This is a genomic window from Verrucomicrobium spinosum DSM 4136 = JCM 18804 (genome assembly GCF_000172155.1).
Lineage (GTDB): Bacteria > Verrucomicrobiota > Verrucomicrobiia > Verrucomicrobiales > Verrucomicrobiaceae > Verrucomicrobium > Verrucomicrobium spinosum.
In genome coordinates this window covers 5,032,445-5,046,723 of the sequence record NZ_ABIZ01000001.1, presented here as the reverse complement: position 1 = coordinate 5,046,723, position 14,279 = coordinate 5,032,445, and the positions used below count along the sequence as shown (strand labels likewise).

Here is a 14,279-nt window from a genome sequence, read left to right as displayed (position 1 = left end):
ATGGGAATGAACCTGAATGACCTGCTGGTGAAGCCGGGTGACCCGGTGCAGCCCTTTGTGGACCGCCTGGTGCGGGAGCTGCCGGATCTGCTGCGGCCGTACACTACGAGCGGGCGAGTGCGATTCGTGAGCAGTCCGCAGGGCACTTGCGTGATCGTGGATGAGGAGCCTGCGGTGTTCACGCCACGGTTCAAGGTATCGGCCATGCAGGGTGAAGTGACGGTGAAGATGGGGTTTGTGAATGATTCGCATGTGCCCACGATCAAAGGGGTGCCCCTGGATGGGGTGATGCCGGACAAGAAGGTGGTGCCGGTGCCGCGCTTGAGCATCAGCAAGGACAAGCCGAACGCGGATCTGAAGAGCTGGGTGCACCTGGCGGTGCGCGTGGGTGCAGATGGGAAGGCTGCGGAGACAGTGGAGGACTGGGCCACGATCACGCATGCGGCCACGCTGGCGTCTCCGGAGGAGCTGGTGGGGTGGCAACCGCTGGCGGTGCTGACGTGGAGCGCTGATGGCAAGAGCGTGCGGCGGGTGGACCAGATCACGATGCACAACCTGAAGCATGCCTATGCGGCGGCCGTGCCGGCAAAGGGGCAGCCGGGGCGGCATTTCTTTTGGAGTGTCTAGCTTCAGGAGGAACCGCTAATTGACGCTGATGGAACGCTAATGAGCTTCGGGCTTCTTCTTTTCTACTGGCTTTACTCGTTTAGCCAGGATGGTCAGCCAGTGGGGCTGCTGCCATTCGGGTGGCTCACGGCGGCCGTCGAGCCAGTCATAGGCTGTTGCCCTGGGGCATCCGAGAGCGGTGATGATCTGAGAGGCGGTGTACTGAGTGAGTTGGTCTTTGAAGGGCATGGTCCAACATAGCACATGAATATTTGTCGGCAATGCCGAAAATAGTTGTTGCAAAAAGTCGGCAATGCCGACATAATGACAACGTGAGCACGACGAACAAATTCACGAAAGTTAGCGAGTGGGTGAACGCAGGGGCGATGTCCACCGGGCTTCTCCTTCTGGAGGGGCAAACGGGCGAGAGCGCAAAGGCGGTTGAATTTCCTGCAACTCGCTTCAACTCCTATGGGAATCCCTATCGCGGCAAGTGCTGGATGCCTAAAAGCCAGCTGAAGAAGGTCACGAACGATTTCTATCAGGACACCATCGGTGCGATCATGTGGCTGGCTCCAGCCTGGCTGGTGAGCGCAAAGAAGAATGAAGGGTATGACCTGGCTGACGGAACCGAGTAGAGGGAGAGTCCGGGGCGCGACGGGAGACGCGCAATTGACGCTGATGGAACGCTAATGAAATCCAACTTCGATGATCTGGAGCGTTTCCGGCTGGGCATGCTGGAGCTGGTGGGAATTGTGGTCGTGCTGCTGATTGCGGCGGTGTACCACGAGTCTGTGTTGGGGCGGCTCAAGATCCGGGAGAAGGGGCACACGCGGGAGCTGAGGCATCAGAATGAGATGCGGGAAGCGTTCTATTGGGAGGATATGCGGGAGGACTGGCAGACGTGGAAACGGATTGAGGCGCTGGAGGCCAGGCTGAAGGAGCTGGAGATGGCTGAGCCTCGGATGGAGGACAGTGGGCTGCTGCCGGCGGTGAGTGATGTGAAGAAGCCATGAGCCTGCCGGTACAGTCGGCGGAGGCCTGGAATGGGATGATTGCGGCGCTGCGGCGGTCGCTGGTGGTATCCGTGACGGAAGTGGAGGGCACGGGCTGGAGGCATCCCTGGAATGTGCGGCCGCAGTGGGACCCGCTGCGGAAGGCGTGGGTGTCCACGGTGTGGCCGGGGTTCGTGGGCGGGCTGGATGCCTCGGTGGAGGCGCTGGTGAGTGATGTGAGCCTGGAGACGCGGGAGCGGCTGAAGCGGGGAAAGGCGCTGCCGGCAAAGCAGGATGCCACGGTGGAGGCCTGGCTGACGGAAAAGCCGCTGGTGCGCCTGGCGGGCTGGCGGGCGATTGGTCCGGATGCCGCGGCCACCAGTGCGACCTCGAACCCGGACGGGAGTATTAGCCTGACGTATGAGGAGGTGCCGGATTTCTTCCGCAACCTGGGGGTGGGTGAGCCGCCGGCGATTCAGTTCACCGCAGGGATTCTCACGGAGCAGACCAGTATGGACCCGGAGAGCGGCAAGCGCCGCCTGCTGCGGGCGCTGGACGTGGTGCTGAAGCAGGACCGGGTGGGCACGGCCACGCAATGGACCACGGGCGCGGGCCTGGACGGGAGCTTTGCGCAGTTCGATGTGATTACCACGCGGGCGCTGGATTTCCGCGTGCGCTCGTACATCGATCTGGAATCCCAGTGGACTCCGCCGGCGGTGGCGTCGCTCCAGGACCGCCTGGCGGGCAATTGGACGGATGATACGACTGACGAGCGGCTGATTGCCACGGTGTACCTGGTCTCACCGGAAGGGATGGGGCCGGGGCAGGAGCCGGATGGCTCCTGGGGTGCCTATGTGAAGCATCGGCTGTTCTGGAATTTGACCCATGCCACGAACTACCTCCGCCCGCCGGGGCAGAGTGAAAATCTGGTCCTGCAGACCGGTCTGGCCGGCGGGGTGGGCGATGCGCTGAACCAGTTTATCCTGGCGCAGGTGAATGACGCGAACTCTGCGGCGGCGCAGTTCCTTGGCCGGGAGGGCTTGGCGGGGCGGTTCTGGACGGTATGAGAAAAAGGAACCACTAACGGACACTAACGGAACGCTAATGTAATTTCACTGAACTGAGTATGGCTGAGTCTGATGGGCATGGGCTGGACAAGGGGGCGCGGCTGGAGGCTGAGCGGGCGGCGACGGAGAAGGAAGCGGTGGAGCCGCTTGATCCGGAGTGGCCGTATCGAGCGGAGGGGTTTGATCCGGTGTTTTTTGGGTTGTGAGTAATTGACACCCGGGGGCGGGAAGCCGTCCTATGCAAGCACTCCTTTATGCCGACCTGACGAACAAGAGACTGTCTGAAACGCTGGGTGGGGCGGCGTTCACGTTCCCGAAGCTGGTGCAGGGGGATACGCTGGTGCTGGCCCTGCGCCTGGCGCAGCGGGTGGGCGGGGCGACGGCGGAGGTGACGCGGGTGTGCCAGCAGCTGAAAGCGACGCTGGGTGGCCAGGATGAGCGTCCGGTGTCGGGGTCCTGGCGGCTGCACATCGGGGAGGATGCTCCGGTGGTAAACGTGAATGTGACGGGTGCGCTGCCATGGAATGCGACGGCGGAGCAGGTGCGGGCGGCTATTGCGCAGCTGACTACCCTGGTGCCCACCTATGGGGCCTGCACGGTGGAGCAGGTGGATGGTTCCTATCTGATCCGCTGGGCGTCGCACAACGCCATTGTGCCCCTGGTGGTGCATAGCAATCAACTCTGGCCGGTATCCTTCGTGCGGGTGCGGGAGACGCAACTGGGCGGGATCTGGGTGCATGAGGTGCGCCTGGTGCGGGCTCCGCTGGCGGGAGTCTCCACCTTTGCCGAAGTGGTGCCGGGGGCTCCGGAAATCACGGCGCTGACGGATGGCGGGGTGAATGGCACGGTGGAATGGGGCGAGGTGCAGAAGCTGGTGGTGCCGCCGGCATTTCGCGGGGTGTACTGCATCAAGCGCGGCTTCAGCAAGACGGCGAACCTGTCGATGGAAGACGGGCCGGATGAGATCGCGGAGGCGCTGGAGCCTCTGGCTGATGAGGATGGTGAGTGGGTGGTGACGAATCCCACGCCGAACGCGGCCCACATTGAGTTCGCCGGCAGCATGGTGGGCGTGGATCAACCCTTGCTGGAAGTCGAGGTTTTCGACGCGCCGCCGGGAGATTTGAAATTCCGCCTGGCGCTGGGGACGGCTGAAATGGATGCCTTCCTGCGCCGCAGTGCGACGGGGGAGGAAACGTTGCCCTTTGAGATCGAGCTGCTCCTGGAGGATGAGAATGATGAGGAGCTGCTGGACCGGATCACCTTCCGGATGGATCTCACCGTGCAGCGGGAGACGACGTGGGATGAGTTGTCCCAGCCGGCGGGTATCGACTGGCTGAGGCCTCCGCAACCACGGAGCTATGTCCCCTTCACCCCGGACCAGGTGGCGGTGGGCATCCTGCACTGGGGCACCACGCTGGGGGACGGGGTGGCGACGGTCTTCGTACTGGACCACAATCTGGGTAGTGAGAGCGTGGTGGTGATGGTGAGAGAAAACACCTCGCCAGGCGCGGTGCTGCGTGGCGCGGACTACAAGGTGGATGTCACGAATCCCAATAGCCTGACGGTGACGGTGCTGGGAGACTACGCGGACCCGGTGCCGACGGTGGGCGCGCTGGCGGTGACGGTTATGGCCATGGGTCAGGCGAGCGCCTTCAATGCGCATACCCACACGGTGGGGCAGATTGTAGGGCTTCAGACCATTCTGGATGATCTGGGGGCCAGGCTGCAAGCGCTGGAGGACCTGATACCCACGGGTGCGGTGGTGGCTGATCCAGTGGCGGCGCAGGGGGTAATCTCCTCATGGGACCTGCCGAAAATCGGGGAGGTGTATCCGGTGCGGTCCCTGAATCTGCCGGTGCCGGCCACGGGCCTGGCGGGGTTCAATCAAGCGCTCTTGCCACGGGTGGGGGGGCTGCTGGCGGCGGTGCATGATGCCGTGGTGGAGAGCCTGACGGTGCCGCTGGTGGCGATCTCTGACAGTCTGAAAGGCAAGGTCTTCAAAAATGAGTCCGCCGGCACGGTGTTGCTCCCTGGCGGGATGGGGCGCAAGTCGGTGCAGCTGCGCCCTGGTGAGCATGCGACCTGTGACGGGCGCATGTGGTATCGCGTGGAGCGGATCGGATCGGAAACGAGCTGGTACCCCACGGACTATGCGAGGGAGTTGTTCCGGATCTCGGTCAACGAAAAGCAGCTCCGCCTGAAGAAGAAGCTGGAGGTGCTGCTGGGCCTGGAGCTGGCGGTGCTGAAGAGCAACACCAATGCCCGGTGGGCCGTGCGGATCGAGTGGGCAGCGATCACGGAGGACGCGACTCCCACGGGTGCGGCGATCACGGTGACGGCGGATGCAGGAGCCAACACGCTGACGGCGGCCGCTCACGGACTGGCGGAAGGAACGCCCGTGAAAGTGGCCAGCAGTGGCACGGTGCCGGGAGGTCTGACGGCGGGCACGGTGTACTACGTGAAGAATACGGACACCAACACGCTCCAGCTCTCTGCGGCTCTGGGCGGTGCGGTGCTGGACCTGACCAGTGCTGGGACGGGTACCATCACGGTGACGGCGCAGCCGGGGCGCAACCTGAAGGAAGTGGTATGGAACCCGGTGCCACTCCTGGAGCAGGTGCTGGAGGTCACGCCAGTGCCCTCTGTGCACACGGTGGGGTGCCGGATCACGCGGGCGCTGGTGTCAGCGGTGGATACGATCACGGCCGCCCGCATCCTGTACGGATCTGAGGAGGGGAGTGCGCCGGCCCCGACCAGCGCAAACTTCATGCTGCGGGGGCGTTTGGTGCGCTTCGACACGGAAAACAACGAAAGTGATCCGCGTGGGTTCGTGGCCATCCTGGGGCTGGATCGCAAGGTGGGCGTGGAGGAGTCCGACAACGAAAGCGAGCCTGGGAAAGCGGTGATCAAGTCCGCGTAAGTAGGAAATAACCATAACATCATGGCTGCACCCGTCATCGATACCACCACCTCCATCCTGGCCTACCGCCGGGGGGAGTTTTTTATCTATCAGCCAGCGGCGACCAACACGCCGACAAGCTGGGCGGCCGTGGGCCTGCCGGCGGGGCTGGCGATCAACGGCACCACGGGCCGGATCAGTGGAGCGGCCACGGAAGCGGGAGTGTATGTGGTGACTCTGACGGCCACGAATGGCGACGGCACGAGCGCGCCGCTTTTCCTCGCGGTGGGAATCGAGACCAGCGAGTACAACGCGGATGCCTTCGTGGAAGTGGATGTGAACCTGCTCACCGGGGCGGTGAGTTTGCCTGGCGGAAACTTCAGTGCCACGGCGGTGCTCTTTGGCAAAAAGGGGGACTGGCTGATGCTCTCCGTAGGATTCAGGAAGGGTAACGTGCTCCAGGATCTGGAGATCTCCGCGCTGAGCTACGCGCTGAAGGAATATGATCCGGAGCAGCTCCTGGTGCAGAGTGACGGGGACTTTGAAAAAGTGGGGTCCTATGAGTCAACGCGATACCGCATCCTGGTGCATCTGGACCCTGACGCGCTCGCTGGTGTGCTGAGCAACTACGAAGGGGACAAGGCGACGAACTTCGCTGGTGTGTCTGAGCTGCGGTGGGGCGTGCTGCACACTCTGCCGGGTGATGAAGATCCCACGGTGCTGGAGAGATCCAGCCAGAACTTCACAACGGAAATCTTCCGCGATCAAACCCCTGACCTGACAGAAGACTGATGGCCCTGGTGACGATGAGATTCCCCGTGGCCAGGCGCTATGCCCTGGCGGGCTATGCGATCCGTAGAGCGAGCTGGAACAACGCGGAGGGCGGGCATGAGCTGGCCTGGGTGACCTATCGTTTCGGCCTGTACCACTACACCACGGCCACGGCGACGCGGGTGGTGCATGCTGCGGATGTGGTCGCTGATGACCTGCGGGCTAGTGACTGGACGCTGCAAGGGGTGGATGAGGAGCCGGTGACGGTACCGCCTGTGGATGAGCTACCGGGGCCTGGTGGGAGCACGGGGGGAAGTGGAGGAGGCTCTGGAGGCGGTGGCGGATCTGGCGGTGGTGGTGGGAGTGGGCCGGGTGACTACCCCTCAGATCCTGATTCCCCGCTGCCGGGGGGCTTCGACAACCCGAACGGGGGCAGTGGGAGTGAAGGGGGCGGCGGTGAAGAGCCTGCCCCTCGCCGGAAACGGGCGGAGCCGACTGAGACGGACATGACGCTGACGGTGACCAGGACCACGAGCGGGTGCATTCCCCTGGTGGGTGGACTCCCCAGCCAGGCTCCGGTGGAGGATGAGTTTTCCTTTAACCTGGAGCTGTCTGGCACCACGGATGCGCCGGCGGGGCTGTGGTTCTACTCTGTGCACCATGGGACGCCGAAGGGGCCGAAGATTGCTCAATCTGGCACGATCAGCCCTGGCGACGGGGTGGATGGCACCTTTGCCATCACGGCACCGCGTGGCCAGGGGCCTTTCCGCGTGTGGGCCAAGGCGTACCGATCCGGCACGGGATACAGTGCGAGTGCGAATGACCAGGCGGAGATGCGGGATGATGACTGCCCGGTGCCTGGTCATCTGTACGACGGGGCGGGCTCGCTGACGGGCGGGACTGGGGAAATAAACATCCTTCTCGGCTACCTCTACGACGGACCTGGGCCGTTCACATGGGCGGAGATAGGAGTGTTCGAAGTGGAATCCCCTGAGGAAGGCCTGGCGGCGCTGGCGTCAGAGCTGGGGGTGTCTGTGGGCGATGTATCTGTCTCCCCTGGATCTGCCCCTGGGACCTATGAGGTTCAGGTGGCTGGAGATCCTGTCATATCTGACATGGCGTGGGTGATCTATTCGGACGGAGCGCCGGGTGAAGGTGGCACGCATGCGGGCAGTGGGACGATGTATGCGGTGGACTGGGTGGAGGGGTGATCCAGGAGGGATTGACACCTGATGGCGTTGATGCGCGCCATTAACCTAAGTTATGACCTAAACAACGGCAGCCTGCGGGCTGATTCCCTGGACAACCTGTTTCACCGGGAGGGCCTGGAGCTGCGGTTGCGCTGCTTCCGTGGAGATACGCCGGAGCTGCTGCTCCCCGGCTCGCTGCTGGTGGCCACGCTGAAAGCGGACCTGGATGGGGATGCGGGGGCTGTGCTCGCGGAGTGGGTGCTCCCGGAGGACTACAGGGGCTATTACAGTGGCTTGCTGGTGCTGAGCAGTGATGTGTTGGACGCGCTCTTTGAGGAGGACTCGGATCTGAACAAGACGCTGTACTTCCAGATCAGTCACCGTCCGACTGCGGAGGATCACCCGACCTTCTCGCAGATCTTGGACTGGATCGTGAAGAGACCGGTGGTGCAGCCGGATGATGCCCCGCCTCTGGTGTTGGCTCCTGATCCCTGGGAGGATTTGGATGCACGGTACGGGTCCCTGGAGAGCAGGACGGCCGTGGTGGATGTGCACGGTGACGATGAGACGGGGCAGGTGGGTAATGCGTCGCGTCCCTTCCTGACCATGCAGGCGGCCATGGAGGCGATCATGGTGGCGACTCCCGCGGTGCCCTCGGATTTCTTCACGCTGCGGGTGAATGGCCTGGCAGCGTATGAAAGTGAGGTGGTGGTGGATGAGGTGGATTATCGGTCCATCTTCCTGGAGCTGAAGCCGGGTTATGATGCCTCCACCGGCAAGCTGAATCTGACGATCAACTACGTCACCTCAGAGTTCGGGGCGCATACCATGACGCTGGCCCTGCGCGGTGACATGGGGCGGATTACGGCGAAGGGAATTGCCCTGACGGTGATCGGCTGCGGTGTGGCCAGGGTGACGGACATCATCGATATCTCAGATCCGAGTGATGAGCTGTTCAACGTAAATGCCTCGCTGACGTTGAACGGCACGCTGAGGGTGTCAGGAAACCTGTCTGCCAATGGTGCCTCCGGGCAACCGGGAAAGAGTATTACGCTGAACGATGAGGTGCAGGTGCGCAGTGCCAATATCAGCCCGTTTGGCAGTGGCAATGGTACCCTGACGGTCAATGGCCTGGCCACTCTGGGCGATCAGAATAGCAATCTGGGAGTGGCTCCCAACTATGATTCCTCTCTGCTGCGGAAGTCTGTGCAGACTTACGTCCGTACGGCCGCAACATCTACGCTCAACGCGACGCCGCAACAAATGGGAGGGTATGTGGAGCTGCCTCTGCCTGGGATCTGGCTGCTGTCTGGCCAAGCCACCGTCCAGCTGGCCGGCGCGACGTTCTCCACCTCCCGGACCATCACGCTCAAGTTCCACCGCTTGAACAACACGGAGGCGGATGTGGGGACCGCGCTGGCATTCCCCACGCAGGTGACCTCCGCGCAGACGCGCAGCCTGGGATCGTGCGCGTTGCCGGCATCGGTGTATGAGACGCCGCGCTCCGGAGACCGAATTGCCATGTACGGTGATGTGTCGGTGGCGCCCTCTGTCGGCAATCTGGAGGTGGTGCAGCTGAGCATCCTGGCGCACCGGATTGGGTGAGGAAGTTGACACGACGGCGGGCGCATGAAGGTGCTCGCCGTCGTTGTGGTGGTCGTCCTGCTGGTCCTCCTCTGGTGGGACAGGCTGTGTGTGGCGATCCTGGGCAACCTCATACAGTTCATCTGTGACTCTGGATTTACCCCATGACCCTGGAAAACGCGCTCCTCACTGCTCTCACGGCTGTCACATCAGGCCTCGTTTATGTCTGCCGCCTCATGTGGGTGAAGCAGGAGCAGTGTGAGAAGGACCGCTACGAACTCCGGGAGGAAGTGGAGGAAGTGAAGTCGCTGCACGGGATCGCGACAGGTACGCTCAACGCGGTGAAGCGCTGCCCGGTGCCGGGCTGCATGTTCCGCGATCCTCCAACTGAAAAGATGCCCCGCCAATGATCGTCCGCGCCTTCATCCTCTTTGCCTTTGGCCTGATGGTCTGGCTGGCCCTGGTGGCTAAGCAGGCGCTACGGGACTCCATTAATCCAGCCCGCGCGAAGTGCCAGTATGATCCCGCGCAAGACTGCACGTGCGCGGGAGTGCGTGGAGAGCATGTGTACGCGTGCGAGTGCTGCGCGGCATCACCCTGCCGGCCGCAAGCGGACCTGAAGCTTGACAAGATCCTGAAGGCGGAGCGGGAGAAGGGGAAAGAGGATCACGCTAAGAGGAAACAACACAAAGCGGAAAATGAAGAGCACCCTTAAGACAATCTGGATCGGGGTCTGCATTGGGGCCGGCCTGGCACTGGCGAGCTGCCAGAACCTGGACGGCTACAAGCGGACCTATAGCCTGAACTACGTCACCCCGCAGGGGCAGCCGGTGGGCGTGGGTGTGACGTTGGACCCTGTAAAAAGGAGTGGGAAATAACCTATGAAACCACTCTCTAAAATCTTCGGCGGTTGGTTGCTCGGCATTGTGATTGCCTTCCTCATCTTCTGCCTTGGTGGGGCGGTGTGGGATGCATGGGCCGCACCAGATGTGGCGAATCCCATGGTTGGCCACGCGCCTGGAGGCATCACCTATGGCGGCTTTGCGTTGCTCTGCTGGCTGATCCCGTGTTTCGGGCCGCTCTGCCTAGTGGCAGTGTTTGCGCTGTTTCTCATGGCCGTCATTGCTGGGGACGCTTTGCTTCGTCGGAGATGAACTGGCTCCTCGTCATTGCCATCGGCTGCATCCTCCTCGCCCTAGCATGGCTGTACACGATCCACGACATCCAAGACCGGTGAGCTCACCGACTCAGCCGATCTTGATTCCGGTACGGATACCTGGTGAGGGATCGTGGTACCGACTGATCCGCCCGTGGCGGTATGTCTGGGATCTCCCGGACGGTACCCGGCAGTGCCTGGTGGTGCCGCGTGGATTCTGCCTGGACGGTGCAAGCGTGCCGCGCCTGCTGTGGACGCTGACGGGGATCACCCCGGACGGCCTGCACCGTGCGGCGGCCGTGGCGCATGACTATCTATATAGGCATGCCGGGAAATTGCCGGCGGGCGTGCACCGGGTGCTGTCTCCAGGCGTTGGGTGGGAGACTGCTGGCTGGAAAGATGCCGCCCACGTGTGGACCCGGGAGGAAGCGGACCGGCTCTTTGCCCGGCTGCTGCGGGAGTGCGGGGTGGGGAAACGTCGCCGGCGAATCATGTACCTGGGGGTGAGGCTGGGCGGGTGGATGAGCTGGAAGGGTTGACACTGGGGCTGGCTTGTATGAGTCAGCAAATCTACGACCTTGCCCTGCGCTACCTCGGTGTCGCGGAAACCCCCGGACAACAGTCCAACCCGCTGATTGCGGAGATGTTCAAGACAGCCCCTTCGTGGCTGGACCAGGATGATAGTAAGACGGCCTGGTGCGGGATCTTCCGTGGGTACCTGGGGCTCTGGTGTGGCACCGGGGTGCCGAAGGAGCACTATCGTGCGCGCAAGTGGCTGGAGTGGGGCCAGGAGGTAAAGCTCAAGGACGCCAAGCGCGGAGACACTGTCGTGACATCCCGGGACGGCGGCCACCATGTGGCCCTGTTTGACCGGCTCGAAGGCGGCCGGGTGTACCTGCTGGGCGGGAACCAGGGGAACCGGGTGAGCATTGCGCCATTCCCACCCTCCGTCATCCAAGGCGTCAGGCGGGAGGCGTGATGGGTTGCAAAACTAAACGCATCGGGCTATGTGTGGCGCTCATGGCCGCACCGGAAGGCAACAAGTTCGCAGCTAAGTCCCCAGAGGAATCTCATGGGGACTCTTTCTCTCTGCGCGCTCCCAGTGGCATGAAGGGGAAAGCCGTGGCCTGCGCCCGCAAGCGCGGAATAAAGCTCGCGGCCTGGCTTGTGGAGGCGATACAGGAAAAGATTGCCAGAGAGACGGCTGAGAAGAAAGACTGAAGTTTTGTATTGCAAAACTTCACTGGGTAGTTATTCTACTCACATCAGCAAGTGATTACTGATCCGCCCCGGCGGCCCCGGGATGAACTCCATAGGAGATTGCAAGATGCAGACTATTGCTCAACTGAAAGATCGTGCCGTTGAACTGCAACGGAAAGCCCCGGCCGCTGCGGAAACCAAGGATGCGCAGCGCGCCTATCAGGCGGCGCTGAATGAGGTGGCGATGGAGAAGAGGGCGGAAGAGTGCCGCGAGCGGCAAGCGCGGGAGAAGCGTGAACGTGCGGAATTGCGGGCGAGAATCCTCGCTCCGGTGGTGGTGCCCGCTGGGAAAAAGCTGGTGACCCTCACGGCAAAGCAAGCGGAGTGGGCGGGGATGGCTCCGTCCGTCGCGGGCGGTTGGGTGGCGGTGGGCCTGATGATGATGGGCTCCGGTTACGTAGCGCTGGTGCCTGAGCGCTGGACGGATGGGGAGCCTATCGATGTCGGCACGGTGCAAAGAGTGTGGTCTGAACGTTGCTACTGGCCTGAGGAGTTGGCGGATGCGGTGGGTAAAATCGAAGGGATGGGGGTGGGCAAGTGAACCGCTCCCGCGACAGATGGGCGGCCCGCGTACGGCGGGCCTGGATTGAGCGGGCCTGTCATGCCCGGGGGAGTATCCAGAGAAGGGACGTGATGGCGGCCTTTGACGTGTCGGAGGCGCAAGCATCTGCTGATATCCAGGCGCTGCTTGAGGAGCATCCCGGGTGCCTGAGGTATGACCTGAGGGGGAAGTGCTACCGCTGGGAGCAAGGGGTGACTCCGCGGTTGGAGATCCCGTCACCGATCATCGCCCTTGCGCTTGGGAAGGAGGGTGAGGCGTGATTGACGGGGCTGAGTTGCGCCGGCTGAAGACGGTGGGGGACCTGGTGCCCCACTTCATCGAGTCGAGGGTGGCGAAGAATCTTCGGCCTGCCACCATGACGAATTGGCATGTGTGGGCCAGGTGGATGCAGCGGGAGTGGCGGGATAAGCTGGTGCGGCGGGTGACGGACGGGCAAATCGTGGCATTGGCCGCCAAGAAGAGCCGGAACCACGCGCTACTGACGCAAGCATTCTTCCGCTGGCTGAGGGAGGTGAAGGTGCTCAAGCTAACTTTCCACGTGGGCAAGGTGCCGTCGGCGGCTCTGACGGATGAGCGGTCCATCAGCTACTGGACTCCAGATGAGGCGGTGCGATTCCTCGCGGCCGTGCGGGAGGAATACCGCGCAGGATGCGTCCTTGGCCTGTATGCGGGACTGCGGCCGTATGAGATGTGTCGGATCGAGTGGAGGGATGTGCAGGTCTCAGAGAGGCGGATACGCATTTCTGCCAGGGTCTCCAAGATCCGCCGGGCGCGCATGATTGAGGGGATTCCCGCCATCATCTGGACGCTGCTCAAGCCTCTGGCTAAAGCGGAGGGGCGGGTGATGCCGGGATCTGACGACGTCATTGCCGTGTACCGCTACGTGCATGAGCGGGCGCGGGCGGGAAAGGCGGCGGGGGTGCAGCTGCATCACGACATCTTCCGGCATACGTTTGCCACCTACTACGCCGCCTGGACGGGGCATGCGGCCATGTGCAGCCGGATTCTAGGGCACTACAAAATCAGGACGCTGGCGGCACACTATGATGGCGTGGCTACGAAGGCTGAGGCGAAGGAGTACTTTCGGGCTTCGTATCGGGCGCGGCGGGCTGCGGGGTAGTCTCCCAGATGTCGTTAATCTGGTCGTCCTGGGGGAGGAGATGGCCATAGGTGCGCTGTACGACCACCACGCCGTCCCCCAGCCACTGGGCTACCTTGTACACGCTGGTGCCCTTTGAGACGTGGAGGGACGCGAAGGTGCGCCGGAGATCGTGGAAATTCGCGGACAGTCCCGCCCTCTCCAGCAGCCGCTCATAGATTCGGCCGAAGTTGTAGCGGTAGGGGCTCTTCCCGTGGGTGCGCTCCGGGGACAGCATGAAGGGCTCCTGCATGGTGTAGTTCTTCCGGAGCCATTCCCGGAACTCCTTGGTGAGCGGGATTGTGCGGTTGTCCTTGTCCTTGGGGACAAATGTGGGGGTGGCCTGGACGTGGAGCAGGCCGGCGTCCAGGTCAAACCAGGAGGGGCGGGCCTCAATGACCTCCTTCCTCCGGAGTCCGGCGTGAAGGGCGCAGTACAGGGCAAAGGTCAGATCCCGATCCCCTGTGGCGGCCGTGATGAGCTTGCGGGCCTCCTCCGGTCGCAGGAATTGCTTTCGTCCTTTCGTGGGCTTCTTCGGGGGCTTGACCTGGCTGGCGGGATTGGAATTGATCTTAAACCCCTGCTGGAGCCAGCTGAACCAGGACTGGGCCACGGAGAGGTAGTTGATGGCCGTCTCTGGGTTCTGCTTCTTCAAGGCGTCCACCCATGCGCTGACCTGCCGGGGGGTGATCTGCCGGGGTGTGGTGGCCTGGGTGAACTTCACCAGGTGGTTGATGGCGGCTTTTCGGAATTTGAGGGTGCTCTCTGTCAGCTCCCGTTCCCGGTGCATGACCGCCAGGTATCGGTCGCGCTCTGCGGGGCACTCCTGCATCTGGGCGCGCATCTGGGTGCTGGCGCGCTGTTGGACCTCGCGGGCCTTGACGATGGCCACGGCCTCGTCTTGGGTCTCCAAGGACTGTCGGTGCTGGGCTGCGCCTGGGGCTGGGGTGAACCGTAGCCACCAGACCTTGCCGCGCTGATAAAGGCCTTCCATTGAGGGGGTTGTGTGCTAAACGGAGTGTGCTAAACCGGGGTGGAATAGCAGTAATAG

Annotated in this window: 21 protein-coding genes; 19 read left to right on the top strand and 2 right to left on the bottom strand. The window is 62.8% G+C overall.

Annotated features, from left to right (window positions below; genetic code table 11):
- The first annotated feature begins 6 nt into the window (after nucleotides 1–6).
- On the top strand, nucleotides 7–627 hold the full coding sequence (locus tag VSP_RS20435; protein WP_009963017.1) for a hypothetical protein: 621 nt from the start codon (nucleotides 7–9) through the stop codon (nucleotides 625–627).
- A 36-nt stretch (nucleotides 628–663) separates the two neighbouring features.
- Here the strand turns inward: VSP_RS20435 and VSP_RS20430 are convergent, their stop codons facing one another.
- The gene (locus tag VSP_RS20430) at nucleotides 664–855 is read right to left on the bottom strand and encodes a hypothetical protein (RefSeq protein ID WP_009963016.1); all 192 of its coding nucleotides are present in this window, start codon (nucleotides 853–855) and stop codon (nucleotides 664–666) included.
- An 83-nt stretch (nucleotides 856–938) separates the two neighbouring features.
- On the opposite strand from VSP_RS20430, the gene VSP_RS20425 reads away from it, so the two are divergent.
- The 18 genes from VSP_RS20425 to VSP_RS20330 all read left to right on the top strand — a co-directional run bounded on the left by VSP_RS20425 (nucleotide 939) and on the right by VSP_RS20330 (nucleotide 13,210).
- Complete coding sequence (locus VSP_RS20425; RefSeq protein ID WP_157210982.1) at nucleotides 939–1,244, top strand: hypothetical protein; 306 nt, start codon at nucleotides 939–941, stop codon at nucleotides 1,242–1,244.
- A 54-nt stretch (nucleotides 1,245–1,298) separates the two neighbouring features.
- A complete protein-coding gene (locus VSP_RS20420; RefSeq protein ID WP_009963014.1) occupies nucleotides 1,299–1,622 on the top strand; it encodes a hypothetical protein in 324 nt (107 codons plus the stop codon).
- Nucleotides 1,619–2,668 (top strand): hypothetical protein, encoded by a 1,050-nt coding sequence (locus VSP_RS20415; RefSeq protein ID WP_009963013.1) that lies wholly within the window; start codon nucleotides 1,619–1,621, stop codon nucleotides 2,666–2,668. Before VSP_RS20420 ends, VSP_RS20415 begins: the two co-directional genes overlap by 4 nt.
- Nucleotides 2,669–2,727: 59 nt before the next feature.
- On the top strand, nucleotides 2,728–2,874 hold the full coding sequence (locus VSP_RS42475; protein WP_009963012.1) for a hypothetical protein: 147 nt from the start codon (nucleotides 2,728–2,730) through the stop codon (nucleotides 2,872–2,874).
- Nucleotides 2,875–2,906: 32 nt separating this feature from the next.
- Nucleotides 2,907–5,588, top strand: a complete 2,682-nt coding sequence (locus tag VSP_RS39740) for a hypothetical protein (protein WP_009963011.1) — start codon at nucleotides 2,907–2,909, stop codon at nucleotides 5,586–5,588.
- Nucleotides 5,589–5,609: 21 nt separating this feature from the next.
- Nucleotides 5,610–6,359 carry an Ig domain-containing protein gene (locus VSP_RS20400; RefSeq protein WP_009963009.1) on the top strand — a complete coding sequence of 250 codons (750 nt, stop codon included), beginning with the start codon at nucleotides 5,610–5,612 and terminating at the stop codon, nucleotides 6,357–6,359.
- Nucleotides 6,360–6,373: 14 nt separating this feature from the next.
- On the top strand, nucleotides 6,374–7,549 hold the full coding sequence (locus VSP_RS43130) for a hypothetical protein (RefSeq protein WP_198141200.1): 1,176 nt from the start codon (nucleotides 6,374–6,376) through the stop codon (nucleotides 7,547–7,549).
- Nucleotides 7,550–7,579: 30 nt separating this feature from the next.
- Nucleotides 7,580–9,133: a hypothetical protein gene (locus tag VSP_RS20390; RefSeq protein WP_157210981.1), complete on the top strand. Its 1,554-nt coding sequence runs from the start codon at nucleotides 7,580–7,582 to the stop codon at nucleotides 9,131–9,133.
- Nucleotides 9,134–9,157: 24 nt separating this feature from the next.
- Nucleotides 9,158–9,280 (top strand): hypothetical protein, encoded by a 123-nt coding sequence (locus tag VSP_RS43640; protein ID WP_009963005.1) that lies wholly within the window; start codon nucleotides 9,158–9,160, stop codon nucleotides 9,278–9,280.
- Entirely contained in the window at nucleotides 9,277–9,522 is a 246-nt protein-coding gene (locus VSP_RS20380) for a hypothetical protein (RefSeq protein ID WP_009963004.1), read from the top strand. The genes VSP_RS43640 and VSP_RS20380 overlap by 4 nt, the downstream gene beginning before the upstream one ends.
- Entirely contained in the window at nucleotides 9,519–9,827 is a 309-nt protein-coding gene (locus tag VSP_RS20375; RefSeq protein ID WP_009963003.1) for a hypothetical protein, read from the top strand. Before VSP_RS20380 ends, VSP_RS20375 begins: the two co-directional genes overlap by 4 nt.
- A complete protein-coding gene (locus VSP_RS20370) occupies nucleotides 9,811–9,990 on the top strand; it encodes a hypothetical protein (protein ID WP_009963002.1) in 180 nt (59 codons plus the stop codon). Before VSP_RS20375 ends, VSP_RS20370 begins: the two co-directional genes overlap by 17 nt.
- Nucleotides 9,991–9,993: 3 nt before the next feature.
- Nucleotides 9,994–10,266, top strand: a complete 273-nt coding sequence (locus VSP_RS20365; protein ID WP_009963001.1) for a hypothetical protein — start codon at nucleotides 9,994–9,996, stop codon at nucleotides 10,264–10,266.
- Nucleotides 10,267–10,345: 79 nt separating this feature from the next.
- Complete coding sequence (locus VSP_RS20355) at nucleotides 10,346–10,807, top strand: DUF1353 domain-containing protein (RefSeq protein WP_232289498.1); 462 nt, start codon at nucleotides 10,346–10,348, stop codon at nucleotides 10,805–10,807.
- 17 nt (nucleotides 10,808–10,824) lie between these two features.
- A complete protein-coding gene (locus tag VSP_RS36460; RefSeq protein WP_009962996.1) occupies nucleotides 10,825–11,247 on the top strand; it encodes a TIGR02594 family protein in 423 nt (140 codons plus the stop codon).
- Between the two features lie 348 nt (nucleotides 11,248–11,595).
- Complete coding sequence (locus VSP_RS20340; protein ID WP_009962994.1) at nucleotides 11,596–12,069, top strand: hypothetical protein; 474 nt, start codon at nucleotides 11,596–11,598, stop codon at nucleotides 12,067–12,069.
- Nucleotides 12,066–12,350 (top strand): BrxR family helix-turn-helix transcriptional regulator, encoded by a 285-nt coding sequence (locus tag VSP_RS44085; RefSeq protein WP_484600325.1) that lies wholly within the window; start codon nucleotides 12,066–12,068, stop codon nucleotides 12,348–12,350. The genes VSP_RS20340 and VSP_RS44085 overlap by 4 nt, the downstream gene beginning before the upstream one ends.
- A complete protein-coding gene (locus tag VSP_RS20330) occupies nucleotides 12,347–13,210 on the top strand; it encodes a tyrosine-type recombinase/integrase (protein WP_009962992.1) in 864 nt (287 codons plus the stop codon). Before VSP_RS44085 ends, VSP_RS20330 begins: the two co-directional genes overlap by 4 nt.
- Here the strand turns inward: VSP_RS20330 and VSP_RS20325 are convergent.
- Entirely contained in the window at nucleotides 13,146–14,222 is a 1,077-nt protein-coding gene (locus VSP_RS20325; RefSeq protein WP_009962990.1) for a tyrosine-type recombinase/integrase, read from the bottom strand. The genes VSP_RS20330 and VSP_RS20325 overlap by 65 nt on opposite strands.
- Between the last annotated feature and the right edge of the window lie 57 nt (nucleotides 14,223–14,279).

Excerpts from the sequence above, each read along its gene's own strand:
- VSP_RS20435 (WP_009963017.1), top strand. The coding sequence starts at position 7 with ATGAACCTGAATGACCTGCTGGTGAAGCCGGGTGACCCGGTGCAGCCC.
- VSP_RS20430 (WP_009963016.1), bottom strand. The coding sequence starts at position 855 with ATGCCCTTCAAAGACCAACTCACTCAGTACACCGCCTCTCAGATCATC.
- VSP_RS20420 (WP_009963014.1), top strand. The coding sequence starts at position 1,299 with ATGAAATCCAACTTCGATGATCTGGAGCGTTTCCGGCTGGGCATGCTG.
- VSP_RS20415 (WP_009963013.1), top strand. The coding sequence starts at position 1,619 with ATGAGCCTGCCGGTACAGTCGGCGGAGGCCTGGAATGGGATGATTGCG.
- VSP_RS42475 (WP_009963012.1), top strand. The coding sequence starts at position 2,728 with ATGGCTGAGTCTGATGGGCATGGGCTGGACAAGGGGGCGCGGCTGGAG.
- VSP_RS39740 (WP_009963011.1), top strand. The coding sequence starts at position 2,907 with ATGCAAGCACTCCTTTATGCCGACCTGACGAACAAGAGACTGTCTGAA.
- VSP_RS20400 (WP_009963009.1), top strand. The coding sequence starts at position 5,610 with ATGGCTGCACCCGTCATCGATACCACCACCTCCATCCTGGCCTACCGC.
- VSP_RS43130 (WP_198141200.1), top strand. The coding sequence starts at position 6,374 with ATGAGATTCCCCGTGGCCAGGCGCTATGCCCTGGCGGGCTATGCGATC.
- VSP_RS20390 (WP_157210981.1), top strand. The coding sequence starts at position 7,580 with ATGCGCGCCATTAACCTAAGTTATGACCTAAACAACGGCAGCCTGCGG.
- VSP_RS43640 (WP_009963005.1), top strand. The coding sequence starts at position 9,158 with ATGAAGGTGCTCGCCGTCGTTGTGGTGGTCGTCCTGCTGGTCCTCCTC.
- VSP_RS20380 (WP_009963004.1), top strand. The coding sequence starts at position 9,277 with ATGACCCTGGAAAACGCGCTCCTCACTGCTCTCACGGCTGTCACATCA.
- VSP_RS20375 (WP_009963003.1), top strand. The coding sequence starts at position 9,519 with ATGATCGTCCGCGCCTTCATCCTCTTTGCCTTTGGCCTGATGGTCTGG.
- VSP_RS20370 (WP_009963002.1), top strand. The coding sequence starts at position 9,811 with ATGAAGAGCACCCTTAAGACAATCTGGATCGGGGTCTGCATTGGGGCC.
- VSP_RS20365 (WP_009963001.1), top strand. The coding sequence starts at position 9,994 with ATGAAACCACTCTCTAAAATCTTCGGCGGTTGGTTGCTCGGCATTGTG.
- VSP_RS36460 (WP_009962996.1), top strand. The coding sequence starts at position 10,825 with ATGAGTCAGCAAATCTACGACCTTGCCCTGCGCTACCTCGGTGTCGCG.
- VSP_RS20340 (WP_009962994.1), top strand. The coding sequence starts at position 11,596 with ATGCAGACTATTGCTCAACTGAAAGATCGTGCCGTTGAACTGCAACGG.
- VSP_RS20325 (WP_009962990.1), bottom strand. The coding sequence starts at position 14,222 with ATGGAAGGCCTTTATCAGCGCGGCAAGGTCTGGTGGCTACGGTTCACC.